Annotated in this window: 13 protein-coding genes; 4 read left to right on the top strand and 9 right to left on the bottom strand. The window is 64.7% G+C overall.

The annotated features are described in order from the left end of the window. Positions 1-43: 43 nt before the first annotated feature. The 6 genes from ACYU70_RS02620 to ACYU70_RS02595 form a co-directional block, all read right to left on the bottom strand. On the bottom strand, positions 44-4,942 hold the full coding sequence (locus tag ACYU70_RS02620) for a M4 family metallopeptidase (protein ID WP_342298299.1): 4,899 nt from the start codon (positions 4,940-4,942) through the stop codon (positions 44-46). Positions 4,943-5,435: 493 nt separating this feature from the next. Further along, positions 5,436-6,416: an acyl-ACP desaturase gene (locus tag ACYU70_RS02615; protein WP_342298301.1), complete on the bottom strand. Its 981-nt coding sequence runs from the start codon at positions 6,414-6,416 to the stop codon at positions 5,436-5,438. Positions 6,417-6,584: 168 nt separating this feature from the next. Next, positions 6,585-8,342 (bottom strand): hypothetical protein, encoded by a 1,758-nt coding sequence (locus ACYU70_RS02610; protein ID WP_460615879.1) that lies wholly within the window; start codon positions 8,340-8,342, stop codon positions 6,585-6,587. Between the two features lie 29 nt (positions 8,343-8,371). Next, on the bottom strand, positions 8,372-9,325 hold the full coding sequence (locus tag ACYU70_RS02605; protein WP_342301493.1) for a glycosyltransferase family A protein: 954 nt from the start codon (positions 9,323-9,325) through the stop codon (positions 8,372-8,374). Positions 9,326-9,360: 35 nt separating this feature from the next. Continuing rightward, positions 9,361-10,629 carry an MATE family efflux transporter gene (locus ACYU70_RS02600; RefSeq protein WP_342301495.1) on the bottom strand — a complete coding sequence of 423 codons (1,269 nt, stop codon included), beginning with the start codon at positions 10,627-10,629 and terminating at the stop codon, positions 9,361-9,363. Positions 10,630-10,832: 203 nt separating this feature from the next. Beyond that, positions 10,833-11,822: a hypothetical protein gene (locus ACYU70_RS02595; RefSeq protein ID WP_342301497.1), complete on the bottom strand. Its 990-nt coding sequence runs from the start codon at positions 11,820-11,822 to the stop codon at positions 10,833-10,835. Between the two features lie 192 nt (positions 11,823-12,014). Here ACYU70_RS02595 and corA point away from each other — a divergent pair, with 192 nt between their 5' ends. Together corA and ACYU70_RS02585 are read left to right on the top strand one after the other, a co-directional pair. After that, complete coding sequence (corA, locus tag ACYU70_RS02590) at positions 12,015-13,220, top strand: magnesium/cobalt transporter CorA (protein WP_342301499.1); 1,206 nt, start codon at positions 12,015-12,017, stop codon at positions 13,218-13,220. Between the two features lie 232 nt (positions 13,221-13,452). Next, on the top strand, positions 13,453-14,121 hold the full coding sequence (locus tag ACYU70_RS02585) for a helix-turn-helix transcriptional regulator (protein WP_342301501.1): 669 nt from the start codon (positions 13,453-13,455) through the stop codon (positions 14,119-14,121). Between the two features lie 35 nt (positions 14,122-14,156). Here the strand turns inward: ACYU70_RS02585 and ACYU70_RS02580 are convergent, their stop codons facing one another. The 3 genes from ACYU70_RS02580 to ACYU70_RS02570 all read right to left on the bottom strand — a co-directional run bounded on the left by ACYU70_RS02580 (position 14,157) and on the right by ACYU70_RS02570 (position 18,601). Beyond that, complete coding sequence (locus ACYU70_RS02580) at positions 14,157-14,345, bottom strand: hypothetical protein (protein WP_342301502.1); 189 nt, start codon at positions 14,343-14,345, stop codon at positions 14,157-14,159. Between the two features lie 214 nt (positions 14,346-14,559). Then, positions 14,560-15,624 (bottom strand): AAA family ATPase, encoded by a 1,065-nt coding sequence (locus ACYU70_RS02575; RefSeq protein WP_342301503.1) that lies wholly within the window; start codon positions 15,622-15,624, stop codon positions 14,560-14,562. 214 nt (positions 15,625-15,838) lie between these two features. Further along, positions 15,839-18,601 (bottom strand): hypothetical protein, encoded by a 2,763-nt coding sequence (locus ACYU70_RS02570; RefSeq protein WP_342301505.1) that lies wholly within the window; start codon positions 18,599-18,601, stop codon positions 15,839-15,841. Between the two features lie 134 nt (positions 18,602-18,735). Between ACYU70_RS02570 and ACYU70_RS02565 the strand changes: the two genes are divergently transcribed. Both ACYU70_RS02565 and ACYU70_RS02560 read left to right on the top strand, forming a co-directional pair. After that, positions 18,736-19,329, top strand: coding sequence for a hypothetical protein (locus ACYU70_RS02565; protein ID WP_342301506.1), 594 nt, complete (start codon positions 18,736-18,738; stop codon positions 19,327-19,329). 53 nt (positions 19,330-19,382) lie between these two features. Continuing rightward, positions 19,383-19,913, top strand: coding sequence for a hypothetical protein (locus ACYU70_RS02560; RefSeq protein ID WP_342301508.1), 531 nt, complete (start codon positions 19,383-19,385; stop codon positions 19,911-19,913). Positions 19,914-19,917: the final 4 nt, after the last annotated feature.

Here is a 19,917-nt window from a genome sequence, read left to right as displayed (position 1 = left end):
GGGGCGTTTTTTATGGGGCTGCCGTCAGGCGGCGCGGGTCAGCTTACTCAACCACCAAGCGGGTGGCCTGGGTGCCGCTGCGCACCACGTACACCCCGGCGGCCAGGCCGGCGGGCAGGGCCAGTTCGGCCCGGCCATCGGCACTGGCAGTGGTGGTGGCCAGCGTGCGGCCCAGCGCGTCGGAGAGCGTGAGGCGGGCACCCGGCATGGCACCAACTACAGTAGTGCCGGTGTGCGCCGGCTGCGGGAAGCAGACCAGCTTAGTGGCCGAAGCCGCCACGGCGGCTACCACCGCCACGGGCGAGTAGGCCACCGCGCCGCTGGCATCGAGCTGACGCAGGCGGTAGTAGGTAGCGGCGGCGGGGGCGGCCACGTCGGTAAACGAGTAGGCGTGCGCCGCCGTGCTGCTGCCCGCGCCGGGCAGCAAAGTCGAAGCATCGGCGTAGCTGCGGCCGTCGGCTGAGCGCTCCAGCACAAAGCCCTGGTTGTTGAGTTCCTGGGCAGTGCGCCACTGGGCCAGCACCCGCGAGCCGATACGCTCGGCCGAGAAGGCCACCAGCTCGACGGGCAGCGGGGTGATGCTATTGCCGCTGATGTAGAACTCCGAGAAATGGTCGGCCACCGTGGCTTCGAGGGCAAACCAGTTGCTGCCGGCCGGGGTGATGGGCGCGGCGGGCGTGAGCAGGCGCAGTTCGCGCGGGGTCGAGTTGTTGGCCATCTGGCAGTCTTCGTTGGCACCCCGATACTGCGTGAGGCGAAGCTGGGTGAGGCTGGTGGCATCGGAAGCGTCGCCGTCGTTCACGGCCATGTAGGTGCTAAAGTCGGCGTTGGCGGCGTAAAAGCGCACCAGCACGTTGCGGCCCGGGAACTGGTTCTGGGTGATGAGGTGCCAGTTGCGGTCGAGGTATTCATTGCCGCGGCCATCGACCCGCACGCTGCCCTGGTTGAGGGTAAATTCGGCCGAAACCTGCCCCAGCGCAAAGCCCTGGTCATTGATGGCGGCCACCAGCTGGCCGTTGGCCGCGCGCAGCCACTGCCAGGTACCGGTGCCGGTGCTGCTGATGGGCGTAGTGCTCAAACACTGATTATAGGTGCCCATAAACAGCGTGAGCACCTCAAACGAAGCCGACGTGGTGGTGGTGCCGCCGCTGCCCACTACTGCCACCGTACCGGTGGTAGCCGTGGCTGGCACGGTCGCAGTTATCAGCGTGGGCGAATTCACGGTGAAGCTGGCCGCATCGACGCCATTAAAGCGCACGGCCGAGATGCCGGTGAAGTTGCTGCCCGTAATCAGCACCGTGGTGCCGGCCGGCCCCAGCGCCGGCGTGAAGACGCTGATAGCGGGTGGCAGCACCGTGAAGAAGCTGGCCGACACGCCCGTGCCGAGCGGCGTCTGCACCGTAATCGGGCCGGTGGTGGCTCCGGTGGGCAGCGTGGTGCTGATGCTGGTAGCCGAATTCACCGTGAAGGTGGCCGGCGTGCCATTGAAGCTCACGGCCGTGGCCCCGGTGAAGCGGCTGCCGGTGATGGCCACGTTGGTGCTGCCCGGGCCGCTGGTGGGCGTGAAGCTGCTGATAACCGGCAGGTCGGCGCAGGTCAGCGTGAGGGTGAAGTTGCCCACGCCCGGGTTGCTGGCACTGTTGTAGTAGCCCGTTACATAGATGTAATAAGTGGTGCCCGCCGTGGCCGCAAACGTGAGCGTGGCCGCGCCGCCGCCCGCGCCGCAGCCATCGTCGTCGCCGCCCACGCACACCAGGCTGGTGGTTGGGCCGCTGTACACGGCCACCTGGCCATCGTAGCTGGCATTGGCACAAGTGCCCACCGTTACGTTACCGCCCTGGCCCACAAACTTGTAGAACACCCCCACCGTGTTGGTAGTGAGGGTGGCACCCGTGCAGTTCGTGGCCGGGTCGCCGGTGTGGGTGGCACCGAAAGTGGTACCATTCGTCACGCTGCCGCAGCCAATGGCAATGGCATTGGCCACCAGGTCATTGGCCGGCGTTACGTAGAAATCGGTGCTGGTGAGCACGGTCACGACGGAGTTAGCGAGCGATATCGGGCCGGAAGTTGCCCCGGCGGGGACGGAGGTGGTAATGCGGTTGCCACCGCCATTTACACTGAAGGTGGCGGGTGTACCATTTAAGGTAACCGCGGTCACGCCACTCAGATTCGAGCCGTTGATAAGCACTGATGTACCAACCGGCCCATTGTCCGGCGAGAAGCTGCTGATGACCGGCGCGCCCGAAGTCACCGTCACCTCATACATGCGGCTCGACGTAGCCGTGCCGCTGGCCGTGTTGATGGCAATGTAGCCCGAGCGTGCGGCCGCAGGCACCGTAGCCCAGATTTCCTGGTCCGAAGCCACGGTGAAGGCCGTCGCCGCCGTGCCATTAAACGTCACCGACGTAGCGCCCGTGAAGCCCTGGCCGGTCAGCGTCACCACCGTGCCCACCGGCCCACTGGCCGGCGCGAAGCTGGTGAACACCACCGCCGGCGTGACGGTGAAGTTGATGGGGCCGGTGGCCGTGCCATCGGGTGTGCGCACCGTGAGCGGCCCGGTAGTGGCCCCCACCGGTACCTGCGTGGTGATGGTGGTGGCATTCACGACGGTGTAGTTGGCCACGTACATGCCGTTGAACTTCACGTTCACTGCATCGGTCAGCGTGGTGCCAATGATGGTAACGGCTGTGCCGGGAGGGCCGCTGGTGGGCGAAAACGAGGTAAGCGCCGGCAGCACCGTGAAGCTGATGCTGGCAATGCCGTTGGGCGTGGTCACGCTGATGGCCCCGCTGGTGGCCCCCACCGGCACCGTAGTGGTGATGGTGGTGGCGCTAACGGCCGTAAAGGTTGCCGCCGTCCCGTTGAAGCTCAGCGCCGTGGCGCTCGACAGGTTGGTACCGGTCAGGGTAATGGCGCTGCCCTGAGTGGCCCCGCCGGCGGGCGCCAAGCTCACGAGCGTGGGCGTCGGGCCCGGGTTCAGCACCGTGAACGTGGTCGAAGTAGCCGTGCCGCTGGGCGTGGTGAGCACGATGGTGCCCGTGGTGGCCCCGGCCGGAATCGTGACAGTTACGCTGGTGGTCGAGGTGAGCGTGGCCACGGTGGCATCGGTGCCGTTGAACTGCACGCGGTAGGTGGTGCCGAAGTTGGTACCGGTCAGCGTGACGGTCTGGCCCACGGTGCCGCTGGCTACCGATAAGCCCGTAATGGTGGGGGCAGCTTCGCCCAGGCCCACCGCCCGCCAGGCCTGCGCCACGGCCGTTACTTCGGCCGAGCCCAGCCCGTAGAGGTCGATGGCTGCTTGCATGGTGGCGGCGCGGGCCCCGGCGTAGGTGCAGCTGGCCGGCATGTACAGGCGCTCGGCGCGGTAGGTAATGCGGGCACCTTTGCTGATGTTGATGCCCGACACGTTGAAAGTCGTGCCTTTGTCGTTGGTGCCCGAGCCGCCCTGGCACACCAGATAGAACCAGTAGTTCAGCACACCGGAGTTGTTGTGCACCCCGCCGTAGTCGTTGCTGGAAGTGGGGCTGGCCGTGGTAGCCTGCCAGTTGGTGCCCTGGTAGGTATCGGGCTGGCCGTATTGACCGGGGTTGCTCATCGAGCGCAAAGCCCCTCCGGCTTTCATAATGTCCTCACCAATGAGCCAGATTTGCTTGCTCGGGTCGAGGTGGTTTTCCACGCAGGCCCCCCAGATGTCGGACAGGCCTTCGTTCAGCGCCCCCGACTCGTTTTGGTAAATCAGGCCGGCCGTGGTTTCGCACACGGCGTGGCCGATTTCGTGGCCGCACACGTCCACCGCCGTCAGGGGCTTAAAGGTGGTGGCCCCGTCGCCGTAGGTCATGGCCGTGCCGTTCCAATAGGCATTTTCGTAGCCGGCACCGCCGGGCACGTCGTCGTAGTGCACGTAGTTGAGCAGCACGCTGCCCTTGTCGTCGAAGGAGTCGCGGCCGTGCACGGTGGTCCAGTAGTCCTGGGTCGTCTGGGCCCCCACGTGAGCATCGAGCGCAGCGTTATCGAAGTTGGCATTGTCGTACTCGGCGGCCGTCCAGCTGTTGTCGTTGTCGACGAAGTCGACGGCCGCCGAATAGCTGTTCGATTTCTTGCAGTTCAGCGTCACCACCCCTTTGCCGTGCACGCTCTCGCGCAGGCGGTAGCCGCCGCCAAACTGGTCGGCGTAGATGGCGCGCGGGCCCAGGTAGCGCGTGGCCCCGGTGCCCGTGGCATTCAGGTGCTTGATGATGGCATCGCGCAGCACCACCTGGCCGGTCTGCGCATCCACGTAAATCAGGGCGCGGCTCACGGGCTGGTGGGCGTAGATGTTGAATTTCCAGGCCAGCACCAGCGGGGCGCTGGCCAGCGCCTGGCGGGTGTCGGGCAACAGCACCAGCTCGCCTTTGGGCAGGTAGGTGGCTTTGGCATTGTGGGTGGTGGCGCGCAGGGCCTGCTCCTCGCCGGGCACCTGCCACTGGTACACCTTCGCTCCCACCGATTGCAGGGCATGTTGCAGGGCCATGCTTTCCGACAATCCGGGCTGCACGGCCGGCATGGCCGCCGCCCGCAGCAGCTCGCCGCTCAGCGACTCGATGCGGCCCGTGCGGGCGTGCACGCTCAGCTCGCCGTGCTCCACTTTCACGCCCCGGTAGTATTGCTGGAAGCGCTGGTGCACCATGCCCAACTCGTCGGTTTCGGTGCGTAGCGGACGCAGCTCATCGTTAGTCGTCAGGGCCAGCTCCTGGCGCAGCACCTGCAGGGCCTGGCTGAGAGCCGGCCGGGCCTTTATGGAGCGCAACAGCGGTGCGCCCGCCTGCGGGCTGAGGCCGGCAATGGGCTGGGCCTGGCTGGCCAGGCTGCCGGCCAGCAGCGCCAGCAGCACGCCGGCCGCGCGGCCACGCCGGAGGGCTACCGTGGCCTTGAGCGTAGTGAATTGGGTAAAGAATTGGGGCATCCGAACGGGTTGAATGGTGACAATAATGATGAATACAGCAGGTAGCCGAACAGGCTGGCCGCTTCATTGGCAGCAGCTTTGAAGCCAGTGCCGATGGGGATTTCTGCTCAGGCAAAGCGGTCCGGCCACGAAGCCGGAATTAATTGGCCAGCAGATTCAAACGGCGAATATAGATTGCCTATTTACAAGAATAATAATCCAAATACTATATTTTAAAATCAATATCAATTATTAACCGAAATATCCTATAGCCAGCACATTACCACAAACTGAGCTGTATCATATTGATTCACCGGAGAACCAAAAAAGACTCTCACTTATTAAACTATTTCAACAATGTATTTTACAAAACAATATATACCAACCCAACAACCGGCCTATGGCAATACCCCGAGCCCCGAATGCAAAACCGCCGCTTCGGGCACCCACGGGGCGACCAAAGCGGCGGTTGACGGGCAGCTAACCGGAGTTCGTGCCCGATGAGCGGGCGGGGTTAGCTAATCCACTTGAACTTGTACTCCAGCTTGGGTACGGGCATGCGGTCGGCCACGCGGCGCAGGCGGTTGGGCAGGGCCATCACGTAATCGCGGGCCTTTTCGGCCTCGCCGGTCAGGTCCTTAAGGTGCTCGATGTCCCAGTCGGCGATGAGCGAGTCCAGGATGTCGGTGTAGTCGTTGCTGGTATACACGCCCAGGCGCTGGGCGGCATCGGTGAAGTGGCCGAAGGTTTTGCCCATTTCCACGCCCATTTCGCGCATGTAGTGGGCCGGCATCACAATTTTCTTGCGCATCATGTCCTCGAAGGCCAGCATCATTTCCGAGGGGTCGTACTTGAAAATCTCGCTCACGAAGGCCTTGTACACGCGGGCGTGGCGGTTTTCGTCGCCCGCAATCATGCCGCAGATTTTGGAGAGCTGGTCGTCGCCGGCGGTGCGGGCCAGCTGGCCCACGCGGCGGTGCGAGATGTTGGTGGCCTGCTCCTGGTAGCTGGTGTACACAAAGGCGCGGTACGGGTCGTTGGCCGTGCCGAGGTCGAAGGCGTCGTTGATGAGGAACTGCGTGCTCACTTCGAACTCACGCATATTCACGCGGCCGCTCAGATAGAGGTAGCGGTTGAGCAGGTCGCCGTGGCGGTTTTCCTCGGCCGTCCAGCCCCGAATCCACTCGGCCCAACCGTTGTTGCGGTCGCGGTTGATGTTGTCGAGCTCGTGGAACCAAGCCTCGTAGTTGGGCAGGGCCTCTTCGGTGATGGTGTCGCCAATGAGCACGGCCAGCAGGTCGTAGCTGAGGCTGCCGGCTTTTTCGCGCAGCTCTTTTACTTCGTCAAAAAACGTGTCGCGGCGCGAATCGGGCAGGAAATCGGCGGGCTGCCAGCTTTCTTCCACACTTTTGAGGAAGGTGCTCATGTTCGATTTCACGAAGCTTTCCATCTGTTGCAGAACTTCGCCGCGGGTTATCGATATGGAGGTTTGCATAGAAATGAGGCGAAAAAAGCGTGAGGGGTGAATGAAGAAACGCTTTTCGCGCAACAAAGGTCTGCCCCAACCGTAGGGGGGCGGTTATAAGATTATGGCATTAGGGCGCAAAAAGGCCAGATTCGCCCCAGTCAGCCCGGTTTGAAGCCCGTTTTGGGCCTCAGTAAATTACATTTTTTTCAACTGCAGCGCCGCCTGGTACAGCCAGACTGCCGAATCGGCGGCGGCAGACGGCAAGGGCCGTTGGGACGAAAATAACAGCCGGGGGCCATCGAAAGCGGTACGGCGCTCAAGCCAGGCGGCCGTGCCCGGGCTGAGCAGCCACACAACGGGAGCATCAGGGCCAATGCCCGGCCGGTTGGCCAGCCGGCGCAGGCACTCCGTTTGGTCGGTGGTGCCGCTGAGGGATTGGCGCAGTGCGGCCTGTGAGGCATCGTGCGCGGGCCAGCCGGTGAGCAGCAGCACCGGCCCGGGGCCGGGCGAATACGGGCGGAAGGGCGAGAGGCTTTTCAGGAAATCGTTGGTGCCGGCCAACACCCGCACCCGCCCTGCCGGCCGGCTGATGGCAGCCAGGGCACTTTCGTGCTGCTGCAGCTCGCGGCTTAGTACCTGGTGGCGGTGCCAGGTTTTGGCGGCGTAGAGGGTGGTAATTAGTAGAAATATTGCGATGGTAGCAGGACGGGAGAACCTCCCACCCAGTCCCTCCCCAAAAGAGAGAGGAGCCTGACGGTTGTGACTTGCCGCTACTAGTGCCACTTCAGTTTCTTCAGCTGCTTTGGCTCCAGCTGACGCTTCGCTTTCAGGAACTCCTTCAGCCTTTCTCAGCCAGAAAATCACATTGGTCAGCAGCCAGAAATCGAGCAGCGGCAGCGCCAGCCGGGGCGGCAGCTTGAACAAGCCGGCCAGCAAAACCAGTCCTCCAACAAACCCCAACTGCACCAACCAGAACCAACTAGCACGCCTCCGGCGGCGGGCTACGGCCACGGCCGTGGCCGCCAGCGCCAGCAGCAGCGGGAAGTAGTCGCGCCCTAGCAGCAGGAGCCGCTGGCGCAGCTTGGCGGGCACTTCGTGGGCCAGAAAATCTGTTGCATCGAAGTGGTAGGCGCGTTGAATCAGAGCTTCGTTTACCACCGTGGAATCGCCCAGCAGCCACAGATTGATGGCGGCGGTGCCGAGGCTATCGGCAGGGGTGCGCGGCTGCGGGCGGAGCTGGTCGAAATCCAGAATGCGGCTGAAAGCGGCATCGCGGCGCTGAGCGCGGGCTTCGGCCGGCGTTTGCTGCCAGTGGAGAATGCTGGTGGCCAGCAGCAGGCCTAGCGCCGCGCTGGCCAAAACAGGAGCCGCCCGCCGCCAGCTTCCCGCCAGCCACACGGCCGCCGGCACCACGGCAATGACTCCCAGCACGGCCAGACTGGGCCGCACCAGCCACGCCGCGCCCAAAGCCAGCAGCCCCAGCAGCAGTGCCCCGCGCTGGCCGGCCCGCTGGGCCGCAAACAGCACCCCCGCCCCTGCCAGCAGCAGCGCAACCCGTCCGTGGCTGAACCACAGCCAGTGCTCCAACCAGGCCAGCCCGAAAAACAACGTGAGCACCAACGCCAATGGCCCCGGCCGCAGGTACGGCCGCAGCAATTTATCCAGCACCGCGAAGGTGAGCACCGTGGCCGCCACCAGCAGCGTGCCCAGTAGCAGCCCCAGCCACGGCACGCCGGGCGCGGCCGTGTAGGCAGCCGCCAGCAGATGCCCGTAGCCGTGCAGATACAGCGGCACCGAGGGCACCGGCTTCAGCGCCAGCACGCCGCTGAAAAGCCAGGCCAGTGTGGCATCGTCGTTGGTTTCGTAATAGCTGCCGAGGCCCAGCACCGTGGCCACGCTCAGGGCCAGGGGCAGCAGCACGGTACGCACACGGGGGGCCAGCAACCAGTTCATGGGCGCAAGAACGGGACTGCGGGCGGGTTTCAGCCCAGCGGCAGGCGGGCCAGCTGGCCCAACAAGTGGTCGAGGGTGGTGGCGTGACCGGTCTGGCGCAGCAGAGCGTAGAGGGCTCGGCCCTGGGCGGCGTGGCGGTGGCGCAGGGCTTTGCGCAACTCCCAGCGCAGGCGGGTGGCCAGGGCGGCGCGCTCGGCGTAGGTGCGGGCCAGGTCGAGGGCCTTGTCGCAGACGCGCATGGTGGAGGCCAGGTAGGGGTCGTGGCGCTGGTAGGCTTTGGCGCTCATGCTGCGCGGGTGCTTGCGCTTGCGGGTGGTCACTTCGTCGAGGTAGAGAAACTGCCAGTCGCGGCTGGCACGCACCCAGAAATCGAAGTCCTCGTAGGCCAGGGTTTCGTCGTAGCCGCCCAGGCTTTCAAGGCAAGCGCGGCGCATCATCATGGTGGGCGTGCTGATGAAATAGCGCCGCAGCACTTCGGCAAAAACCCAGCCGCTGGCGGGTGCGGGCTGCAGCTGGCCGGGGCCGTCGGGCCGGTGGTGCAGGCCCAGCGAGTGGCTGGCTTCGTCAATCAGTTCGCAGTTGGAATACACCACGCCCACCTCCGGCGCGGCAGCCTGAAACTGCGCCACCTGCTGCGCCACCCGCGCTGGCAGCAGCACGTCATCGGTGGCAAAATCAATCACGAATTCGCCTTTACTCTGAACGAAAGCGGTGTTGAAGGCGCGGCAGTTACCCATGTTTTCGGGCAGCAGCAGCAGGTGCCAGGCGGGATTTTGGGCGGCGTATTCGCGCAGGATTTCGGGGCTGTCGTCGGTGCTGGCATCGTCCACGAGCCATACCTCCAGGTGCGGATAGGTTTGGGCCCGAATGGAATCCAGCGCCTCGCGCAGAAACGGCGCGTGGTTGTGGCACAGCGCCACAATAGTGACGACAGGCGCTGCGTTTAATGAAGAATGGGGAATGGGAGATGAAGAATTGGGCATAGGGATTCGGGGCAAATGAACCGAAGAAAAATTCTTCATCCTTCATGCTTCGTTCTCAAATGCCAGATTCCGCACACCAGCAGCAGCACGCCATACCGCACCGCGTGGGCCCACACCGCGCCGGCCAGCCCCAAACGCGGCAGCAGCAGCACCAGCAAGGCCGCAAAAACTGCCGCCGAGCCCGCCTGTACCGCCACGTACGGCCCCGTGCGCGCCCGGGCAGTTAGTTGGAAAATGAACAGCCAGCTCAGCAGCTTGGCCCAGTCGCCTAGTAGCTGCGGGGCCAGAAACTCCCGCGCCCCCAGCAGCCGGGGCGCAAACAGCAGCGGCAGCAGCCAGTCACGGCACACGAATATCAGGCCCAGGCCCACGGCCAGCACCGGGGCCAGCAGACCCAGCACGCCACGCAGGTAACGCCGCGCCGCCAACGGCTGCCCCGCCAGCGCCGCCAGCCGGGGATAAAACACGCTGCTCATCACCGCCCCAAATACCATGGTGTAGTTATCCGAGAGCTTAGCCACGGCCTGCCACAAATCGGTGCGCGCCGGGCCGAAAGTGGCCAGCAGATAGTCGCGCAGCACGTAGTCCACTGCCTTGCCGAAGAGCAGCGTACTCACTGCCATCAGCAGAAACTGGCTGAGCCGGCGTAGCGCCAGCCGGCTCACGGGCGCGGCCGGCCACAGGTGCCGCAGCAGCCCGGCCCGTGTCGCCAGCCCCAGCGCTGGCAGCAGCGTGAGGCCCTGCGCCACTAGGTAGGCCAGCAGCACCACCCGCAGCGGCCAGCCGCCCAGCAGCGTCGCCGCCGTGGCGGCAGTGCCCAACACCGCCAGCGCTACTGTGAGGCCGATGTAGGCCCGCAGCTTGCCGGCCGCCAATAGCACGCTACCTAGCATCGCCTGCCCGGTAATCAGCGCTATGCCCAGCATGAACACCGCCAGACTCCCCCACCCCCAGCCCAGCAGGCCGCGCGCTGCTAGCACGGCGGCCCCGGCCAGCAGCGCCGCCGCATTCAGGACCGTGGCCGCACCCAGCCAAGCACGGTAGCGCGGGCTGCCCGGCCGCAGCGGCGCGAGATACTTCACCAGGCCCACCTGCACGCCATCGTAGGGCAGGGTGGTGAGCATAGCCATCAGGTTCTGGAACTGGGCCAGCAGGGTGAGGCCACCGGCCGGCGCGTACGTCGCAAACAGCTTGTTGACGATTAGCGAGCCCGCCGCCCGTGCCATTACCGCCACGCCCGTGCCCAGTGAGCCTCGCACAAAGTGCCGGATGGGGGATTTGGTGGGGGAAGTGGTAGTGGGCATATGGGCGCAAAGAACGGAAACTCCCCTCCTTACCAAGGAGGGGATGTTCGAGGCATAGCATCGGACGGGGGTGGTTGTGGGCATTGGCCGATTTCGTATGGGAAAGCCCAACGTTCTTGTTCAACGTCACAACCACCTCAGTGTCCGCTTCGCGGCCACATCCCCTCCTTGGTAAGGAGGGGAGTTTTCGTTCTGCATCTCCCCTATAGCTCCCGCTCCCAGCTCAACCGCAGCCCCGCCACGCCGCCCAAATGCCGCTTGAAGCGCAGCAGCGACGCATTTGGCCCGGTATCAAGCGTAGAAGTACCGAGGTCGAGCACGGCCATGTTGCTGGCGCGGGCAAAAGCGTGCAGGCCCTCGTTCAGCAGCACCACCGGGCTGAAGGAATTACAACGCAGCGGGCTGGCCGGGTAGAAGTTATACAGCACTTGCTTATTCACCTGAATGGCTACCGTGAGCGCCGCCCATTCGCCATCGGCCTGGCGCACCGAGAACAGGAAATGCTCCTTCGGAAAGCGCCGAAACAGTTCCTGCACTCGCACCAGCGGCAGCGACAGCGCCTGCCCCCGCTCCTGCCGACAGGCCTGGATAAAATCATACGCCCGGGGCAGCAGAAATGGCGGCTCCTGCTCGAAGTGCAGGCCGGCGCGGCGGCACTTGTGCAGCCGGCGGCGCTCCGAAGGGTGCAGGTGAGCTTCGTAAGGCAGGGCGGGGTCGAGGTGGTAGTTCTGCTCGGCCAGGGCCACGCGGTAGCCCCGCTGGCGCAGGGTTTCGGCCAAGGCGGCGGCCCCGGCAGGGTCGTAGGCGAAAGGATAGCCGCGCAGGGCCAGCCGACGCACGCCGCGCTGGCGCAGCGCTGCTTCGGCCGTGTCCAGGATTTGGTGCAGGGCGAGCAGCGGCAAACCGGGAGCCATTTGGACGCCGCCGAACGGGGCCTGCGCGGGGCTGCGGGCTTCATCGGCGGCCGGCCCCAGGGCTACGTGCAGCTGCGCCACGGTGCGGCCGGCGGCGGGGTCTTCGAGGTAGAAGCTGAGCACCGGACCGGCCGCTTCCTGCAAGGCCTGGTGCGCGGGGCGCAGGTACAGAAACGACTCGAAGGCCAGCGGCAGGCGGGGCTCGGCTGGGCCGAGGGGGCCGCTTTCGGCCACGGCCACTACCAGCGCCGCCGCGGGGCCCGCCGCGCCCGCCTCCATTGCAACCAGAGAATCCGTACTTTTCAACGCTTAATCGTGTGGCTTTCCCGGCAAAGTACGGCACAGATTGAGTGCCCGCCGCCGGGGCCGGCAGTTGCGCCACCCGCCCAATTGGCCCAATGAAGGCATCTTCATCCTATCGCCACGCGTAAGGGCCGAAATTGCGCCTCGCTTTCGCTACTTCCCCGCTGCATGAATCCCCTCAGCTCCAATCCGCAGGCCACCCCCAACCGCTCGCCGGCCCTCACCGAGCCCGCCGGGGCGGCCCCGTACACCATTACCGACCGCGAGGCCACCCGGCAGGCCCGCGAGCAGCAGGTGGGCCAGCGCCCCGGCACGCTCAACATCCGCCCCGGGGCCCTCAAGCCGCGTCTGTTCCTGATGTCGTATGACGACAGCACGTTCACCGAGCAAGAATACACCGACCGCTACGACGAGCTGCTCGACGAGTTGCGCCAGCACCCCGAGCTCAAGCACTGGATTGACGTGCGCGGCTACGGCGACCTGCCCCTGATTGAGCAGATGATGCAGGATTTCGGCCTCCACCCCCTGCAAATGGAGGACGTGCTGAACGACTACCAACGGGCCAAAATTGACGTTTTCGACGACAACCGCCTCTTCATGGTGTCGCGCATGACGGACTTCACCCGCGACCTGGAAATTGACGACGACCAGCTCTCCATCTTCACCGGCCCGAACTACGTGCTCACGTTTCAGGACGACTACGACGACTGCCTCGACTCCCTGCGCACCCGCATCCGCAGCAATTTCAGCACCCTGCGCCGCCACCCGGTGCTCTACCTGGCCTACGCCCTCACCGACGTGGTGCTCGACCACTACTACCCCACCATGGCCGCCATCGGCGACTACATTGAGGACCTGGAAGAGGCCATTTTCGCCGATAAGCGCCCGCGCCGCCTCCTCAACCGCATCCTGCGCATCAAGAAGGACGTGGTGCGCTTCCGCCGGCTGGTGTACCCGGAGCGCGATAAAATCGCGGAAATCCTGCGCCTGCCCGAGGAAATCATGCCCGAAACCCTTAAAATCTTCTACCGCGACGCCTACGACCACGCCATCCAGGCCCTGGACCTGGCCGAGAGCTACCGCGACAACATCTCCTCCCTCACCGACCTCTACCTCTCCGACCAGGGCAACCGCATGAACGAGGTGATGAAGGTGCTCACCATCATCAGCACCATCTTCATCCCCCTGAGCTTCGTGGTGGGCCTATATGGCATGAACTTCCAGCACGTGGATGAGCACGGCCACCTGCTGCCCCGCAACATGCCCGAGCTCTACAGCCCCTGGGGCTACCCTATGGTGCTCTTCGCCATGGGCATGGTAGTGGCCACGCAGCTCTTTTACTTCTACCGTAAGGGCTGGCTTACCAATCGGTAGCCCACCACGGTGCGCTCAAATCATTCCTGCTAAGAAGTCCCGGCCATCCCGCCGGGACTTCTTTTTTTATATAATTCCCTGACGGGTAAATATTATTCCGCTAACTAGCGGCCATCTTCATCAAACCCTCATTACCTTTCCATCCATTCTTATATACCAATAGCTACTCATCCGCTTATTCGGCCCTGTCACCTCACTAAACTTTTTTCATTTGGCAACTTCTTTACTCTGCATGACTGATGAACAAATCATTACCCACCGAATAGCGGGAGTTGCCTCGCTGGCCAACGAATACCCCGGCGCAGTCATCGTGCTGAGCGGCGATTGCAGCCGGGTGCTGTATATGTCGGACTGGGGCCTGCAGGCGCTCAACACGACGATGGCCGAACTGCTGGCCCTAGGCGAAAACTACCACCCGGTTTTTTTTAATGGGGAAGAAGCGCACGAGTACGTCCCCCAGATAGCCGAGCTGCTGGAACGCAACGACCTGAGCTATGCCGTGACGTTTTTCCAGCAGGTACGCACGGGGCCGCAGCGCAGCTTTGCCTGGTACCTGAGTTCGGTGCGGGTGCTGGCCCAGGATGCCGCCGGCCGGCCCCTGCTCATCATCAGCTTCGCCACGCCCATCGACCCCAAAAGCCACATCACGGCCAAAGTGCAGCGGCTGCTCGATGAAAACACCTTCCTGCGCGAGAAATCGGCCACCTTCGCCAGCCTCACCGCCCGCGAGCGCGAGGTATTGGGCAGCCTCGCGCTAGGCCACAGCTCGCAGGACATTGCGGCGGCCTTCAACATCTCGGCCCAAACCGCCGATACCCACCGCCGCAACATCCGTCAGAAGCTGAACGCGACCAACAGCTTCGACCTGGGGCAGTATGCGCGGGCATTTAATTTGATTTGAGGCAAGGCCCGGGACCTGTGCCCGGGCTTCCCCTGCTATTCCTGCCCCGGGTTGCCGGACGGCTTGGGCTTGGTGGGCTGATGCGTGCCTTCGTGGGGCAAATGATGCTCCTGGCCTTCCCCGATGTGGATGTCGCCGCCGCCGGAATAGGGCGGGTCGGTTAGCAACGGCTGCGGGGCGGGCAGCGGGGTTTGCTCGGCGTCTTTTTCGGCAGTTTCCGACATGGGAATGGTTGGTTAGATTCGGCTGGAGTTAGCTAGGCGAGTGGGCGATGCCGGCAGCCAGCCTAAGTTGGTGCGGTACTGCTCTTTCGATGCCATTAAGGTAGCGAGAATGCTGGGACTTGGGCTTTGACGGGCCGATAGTTTTGTATCGGCGGGGTCGTACCCGGTAGGGTCTGCCCCCACCCGGACCTATGCACCGTTTCAATGATACCGTTCAACGACGAGCGGGGGCAGGCCATGCCCCTACCACGTTTTGCACCTGCGTTACCCGCTCCTCTACCGTCCCTTCCACCAGCGTGTAGGGGATATTGAAGTAGTCCAGCTGCATCAGTATCATGCCGTGCTGGAAGCTGCGGAGCGCTTCGGGGCCGCGCCAGCCGTCCTGCTCGAAGGGCACGGTGGGCGCGCACACGAAGGTGTGGGCGTAGCGCTGCCCGCACACGGCCGCCATAGCGCGTAAAGCCGGGTCGCAGCGGTGGAAATAGTAGTAGGAATACAGCGCCGTGGTGGCCGCGTTGGTGTCGCAAAACAGCACGCCGTGGGCCTGGGCGGCAGCTTCATCCTCCAACTCGGCATGGCGGCGGGCAATGTAAAGTAGGTCCTCGTAATCGAGGTTGCCGTTTTTCTGCTCGTGCAGGGTGCGGCCGTATTCGGGCACCCACACCGTGCCACAGGCCTCGGCCAGGGCCGCGCACAGCGTCGATTTGCCACTGCTCTCGGCTCCCAGAAACACCACGCGGGGCACCTCTGCCGGCGGCACCGCGCCCAGCTGCGCCGCCACCAGCGGGTGCAGGTAGCGCGCATATTGCGCCGGATTGCCCCGTACCAGCGTGCCCGATACGGGCACCCGCTCCCGGGCGGCATCCACGCTCACATGCGCTACGCCCAGCTGTTCGGCGAAGCCCGGTCCGTAGGCCTCGCTGCTGAATATTACATCGATATGCAGCCCCTGCCGGGCCAGCCACTGCCGCACAAACTCACGCTGTGTGAAGTCATCGGCCACGTCGGGTGGCACGCCATCAGCTCCGGCAGTGAGGGCGAAGATGTGCAACGGCGTGCGGCCAATATGCGGCCCGGCGGCCAGTTCATCGCCCCGGTACAGTTCGCCCAGCCACTGGGCCCGCACCGGCGCGGGCATGGTTTCCGAATCCGGATTGGCATACACCAGCACCAGCAGCTCAGCTACCTGAGCAGCGGCAGTTTCAAGCAGCAGCTGGTGGCCCCGGTGCGGCGGCCAGAACTTGCCGACCACAAGGCCGGTGCGGAGTGGTAGGGTCATGGGTTGGTGGGTTGGTGGGTTGGTGGGTTGGTGGGTTGGCGGGTTGGCGGGTTGGTTTGAGTTAAAAGAACGTCATGCTGAGCGCAGTCGAAGCATCTCTACCGCGCAAGTAATCAGGTTTAGTATTGCGGTAGAGATGCTTCGACTGCGCTCAGCATGACGTTTCTTCGATTCAGACTACTCCACCAACCCGCCAATTCACCAACCCACCACCCTACTGCGCCACCTTCAGCTCCGTGCGGCGCAGCTCGCGGCCCACGATGCGGACCAGCTGGTAGGCATCCGTGGTGGCGTCGTAGCTCAGGCCCACGCCGGGGCCGGTGCTGGGCAGCGGTGCATCGCCCAGCAGCTGGCCCTTGGCGTTGTAGAGCGACACCTGACCCGGACCCGGCTCCGTGATGGCGATGATACGCCGGCCATTGCTGAAATCGAAGAGTTGCACCGGCTTGTCGCCCGAAGTCACGAAGCGCTGGGTGAGCAGCGGGGCCACCTGCGTGGGCAGGTACACATCGAGCTGATTCCCATCTTCCCGGGTGATGACGAAGCTGCGTCCCCGCGCATCCGGCACCAAGTGGAAGCGGGCCGTACGGCTCCAGGTAGCCACCCGGCGGCGGGTAAGGATGTCGCCGCTCAGGGTGAAGGTCACCAACTCGCCGTGCTGGTTCACGGCCATCAGGTGGGTGCGGCCCAGGGTGCTGCCCGGCTGCACCAGCAGGTTGCCGGCCAGCCGCGCCCCCAGGCTCAGCGGGAAGCCGGGAAACAAGTTACCCTGCCCATCGAAGGCGTACACGTAGCCGTTCTGGAGTGGGGCCACCACCACGTCGCGCCCGCTCACGCTGAGCAGCGCGGGCTCGCCGGCCAGCGGAAAATCGAGCCGCTTGGGCTGCCAGCCGGGAAATAAATGGCCTTTGGCATCGAGCAAAAGCAAGTCGTTGCCGGCGGTGCGGGCCAGCAGGCGGGCGGGTGCATCGGGACCGGCGGGGGCGGTCAGCAGGGCGGCCACGCGCACGGTATCGGGCAGGTTGAGGGGGAACGGCAGGACGGCGCTGCCGTCGTTGGCCAGCAGGTGCAGGCGGTGGCCGGCCCCCAGCAGCAGGCCGCCCGGCACGCCTCCGCCGCTGGGCAGCAGCATCTGGCCAACAGCCAGTCCGGCCAGCGTATCAGACCACAGCACCACGTTATCGGCATTCACAAAGTGCAGGACATGGGCCGAATCCTGCACCACCACGGCTGGAATGCGGGTGCCCAGCGCGGGCAGCACCGTAGGCATTCCCACCAGTTGATGCTTGAAGTTCAGCACCCGGCCGTTGGCTGCTGCGCCGCCGGCCTGCGCCGTAGCCGGGCCCAGGTCGGGGTGACGCAGCAGCAGCTGGGTATAGTATTGAGCGTCGGGCGCAGCCTCGTTCTCAGCTGGCACCAGCTGGAAGGCGAACTGCGGGAAGCGCTTGAAAAGGGCCTCATTGCGCAACAAGCCGGCCCGGCGGTCTTCGGTGAGTACACCCAGCAGGGCGTTCCAACTGTTGCGCGTATCCACGAAAATGCTCAGACGGGCGCGGGGCAGGGTTTCCTGGAGGAAAGACACCTGACTCGGAGTCTGGGCCCAGGTGCGGCCCGCCACCACGTCGGCGAGGTAGCCGTTCAGGGTCAGCTCATCGGAAAGCACGAGGTAGTTGCCCACCAACACACCCGCATTGGCCGTCACCTCCACCGCGCCGGGGCGGGCGGGGGCGAGTAGCGGCCCCAGCACGGCCGCTTCCGAGAAGCCGACGGGGTGAATTTCATAAGCGCCCACTTTGGTAAACGCTGGCGAGTTGCCCTCGATGCGGCGCAGGCGGGCCAGCCACTGGGCCGTGCGTGCCGGCACCGGGCAGCGCACGAAGGCCAGCCGCCCCGGCCGGCTGCCAGCCGCCACCGCCGCCAGATAACCAATAGCCATTTCGCCCCCAAAAGTGGCCCGCAGACTATCCAGCGCGGCATTGCGGCCCAACGAGTCGACCAGCGGGGTGCCGGGCCGGGGCCAGGTGCGCGCTGGCTGGGCGGCCAGGTGCAGCAGCATGGCCGTGCGCGTGCTCATGAATTCGCTGAGGCCCAGCGGCTGCGCGGGCTGCCCGCTCAGCCGCTGCTGAAGCGTGCCCCGGGCCGTTTCGGGATTCGAAAACCCCTGGAGCTGCACCCGGCTGCCGTCCAGCTTCATTCCCAGCAGCCCCTGCGAAACCAGCCCCGTGAGCTGGTCGACCTGCCCGTGGGCATCGCGCCGAAACAGCACGTCGAGAAACTGCGGCAGGCGGCGGTAGTTAATCAGCAGCGAGCCATCCACGCCGCGCAGCTTCAGCAAGTCAGTAGTGCCGAAACTGGCCAGCACGGTGGGCGCATCGGGGTGGGCCAGCCGGCGTACGGCCGCCTCTACCAGGCTGGCATTGGTGCTGATGAGAAGGTGGTTGCGGTAGTTGAAAACGGTGATGCCTAACTCGGTGCGCTGCTCGGTGAGCACTGTCAGCTCCTGGCCTTCGTAGTCGCGGGTGGCGAGGCGGTAGCGGGGGTCACGGCCCAGGGTTTCGAGCAGGCTGCGCACCTGCCGGTACTCGCTCACGCGGCTCAGCGGCACTTGGTACAGCACGTCGAACTCGCCGGGGCCGGTGACGTGCACGGAGGTGATAACGAGCTTGCGGCCCAGCAGATTCAGCAGGGCGTTGCGGCGGCGGGCGTTGCCCCCGGCCAGGCTGTCGGCCAGGGCCAGGTGGCCCGCTGCCTGCTGGAAGTAGCGCACAGCCGTGAGGTTGTCCCACAGCTCGGTTTCCTGTAGGTGGCGCACCAGCGCGGGGTGGTCGAGGGTGCTCAGGACCAGCACCGCGTCGTCGGGCACCAGGGCGTAGGGGTCGACGGGCACGGCCGCCAGCGTGCGCCGATAGTAGACGTACGTGGCCAGTGTGAGCAGCAACAGCAGCGCGGTAAATAACGCCAGAAGCTTTCGGGACATGCAGGGGAAGCGGATGACGGGCGACGAAAGTACGGCGGGAAGCGGGTTGGCAGGCAAGTGGCCTGGCATCGGCTTGTTTTGGGAACGCCTCGCGCCACGTATCTTTCTGCTAAATACCACTCCCCTGCTTTTTAATGAACATTTGGCCCGCTGCATTCACTGGCAAAGCCGCCCGGGTTCTCGGCGGGCTGGCGCTGCTGGCCCAGCCGGCCTGCTTCCAGCTGCGCGAGCCCGAGCCTGCGGCTTCGGCCAGCGAGTGGATTCAGCCCACCCAGATTGACATTCTACTGGCCAATTTCACCACCGCCGTGCAAAGCGTGAACGTGGGCAACTACGAGCGCACCTTCAGCGGCCCCGACTACCGCTTCGTGCCCGACCCCACCAGCGCCGGCTCCTCGCCAGCCCTCTTCGCCAACTGGAGCGTGCCCGAAGAAACCACCTACTTCACCAGCCTGCGCCGCCGCACCCCCACCGGCACTACCAACACCCTCACCCTAAGCGGCCGGCGCGACCAGCTCTATACCACTGATTCGGCCGAAGTTTCAGCCCTTTATCAGCTCAAAATCACGCAGCAGGACACCGCCTTTCACGCCGGCGTATTGCAGGGCAACATGCGCCTCATCCTGCGCCGTCGCAACAATGAGTGGCGCATCGTGGCCTGGCGCGACCAGCGCACCACCCCCGGCCTGTGCTGGACAGATTTGAAGAAATACTTCAGCTCGCACTAAGCTTTTCGCGGCGCAAAGCTCAACCTTTCCGCCATATTCGTATATTTCGCCTCATGAAATTGCCGTCCCGTTCCACCGTCATGCTTTCGGGCATTGTGCTGATGCTGACGGTGCCCGCGTGCAATCCCTTCGCCCCGGCCCTGGATGAGGTACCCACCGACCAAAACGAGCTGCTGGGTAACCCCGTGTACGTGCGCGGCTTCTTCGACCGGTTCCGCTCGGCCTACCAATTGCGCGATTCCACGCTCTACGGCCAACTGCTTTCGCCCAAATTCAAGTTCACCTACCGCGACTTCGCCGCCAACCTGGACCGCTCCTGGACCCGCGACGTGGACGCCAACACCACCTACCGCCTCTTCCGGGCCGCCCGCTCCATCAACCTGCAATGGACGCAGTACCTGCCCAGCTCCGATACCCTGGCCTCCGACACCCTGGCCAGCGTGGAACGCTCCTTCCTGCTCACCATCGAGCAACGCGACGACGAGCGATTCTCCGGCACGGGCACGGCCCGGCTGGTGCTGGTGCGCAAAAACCGCAACGACCCGTGGCGCATGCGCAGCTGGTACGACCGCAGCGAATTTTAGCGCT

This window comes from Hymenobacter segetis, from assembly GCF_054776495.1.
The sequence above is the reverse complement of the archived record's forward strand: the minus strand, read 5'-3'. Positions and strand labels throughout refer to the sequence as shown.

Coding starts and splice junctions, on each gene's coding strand:
- ACYU70_RS02620 (WP_342298299.1), bottom strand. CDS start 4,942: ATGCCCCAATTCTTTACCCAATTCACTACGCTCAAGGCCACGGTAGCC.
- ACYU70_RS02615 (WP_342298301.1), bottom strand. CDS start 6,416: ATGCAAACCTCCATATCGATAACCCGCGGCGAAGTTCTGCAACAGATG.
- ACYU70_RS02610 (WP_460615879.1), bottom strand. CDS start 8,342: ATGAACTGGTTGCTGGCCCCCCGTGTGCGTACCGTGCTGCTGCCCCTG.
- ACYU70_RS02605 (WP_342301493.1), bottom strand. CDS start 9,325: ATGCCCAATTCTTCATCTCCCATTCCCCATTCTTCATTAAACGCAGCG.
- ACYU70_RS02600 (WP_342301495.1), bottom strand. CDS start 10,629: ATGCCCACTACCACTTCCCCCACCAAATCCCCCATCCGGCACTTTGTG.
- ACYU70_RS02595 (WP_342301497.1), bottom strand. CDS start 11,822: ATGGAGGCGGGCGCGGCGGGCCCCGCGGCGGCGCTGGTAGTGGCCGTG.
- corA (WP_342301499.1), top strand. CDS start 12,015: ATGAATCCCCTCAGCTCCAATCCGCAGGCCACCCCCAACCGCTCGCCG.
- ACYU70_RS02585 (WP_342301501.1), top strand. CDS start 13,453: ATGACTGATGAACAAATCATTACCCACCGAATAGCGGGAGTTGCCTCG.
- ACYU70_RS02580 (WP_342301502.1), bottom strand. CDS start 14,345: ATGTCGGAAACTGCCGAAAAAGACGCCGAGCAAACCCCGCTGCCCGCC.
- ACYU70_RS02575 (WP_342301503.1), bottom strand. CDS start 15,624: ATGACCCTACCACTCCGCACCGGCCTTGTGGTCGGCAAGTTCTGGCCG.
- ACYU70_RS02570 (WP_342301505.1), bottom strand. CDS start 18,601: ATGTCCCGAAAGCTTCTGGCGTTATTTACCGCGCTGCTGTTGCTGCTC.
- ACYU70_RS02565 (WP_342301506.1), top strand. CDS start 18,736: ATGAACATTTGGCCCGCTGCATTCACTGGCAAAGCCGCCCGGGTTCTC.
- ACYU70_RS02560 (WP_342301508.1), top strand. CDS start 19,383: ATGAAATTGCCGTCCCGTTCCACCGTCATGCTTTCGGGCATTGTGCTG.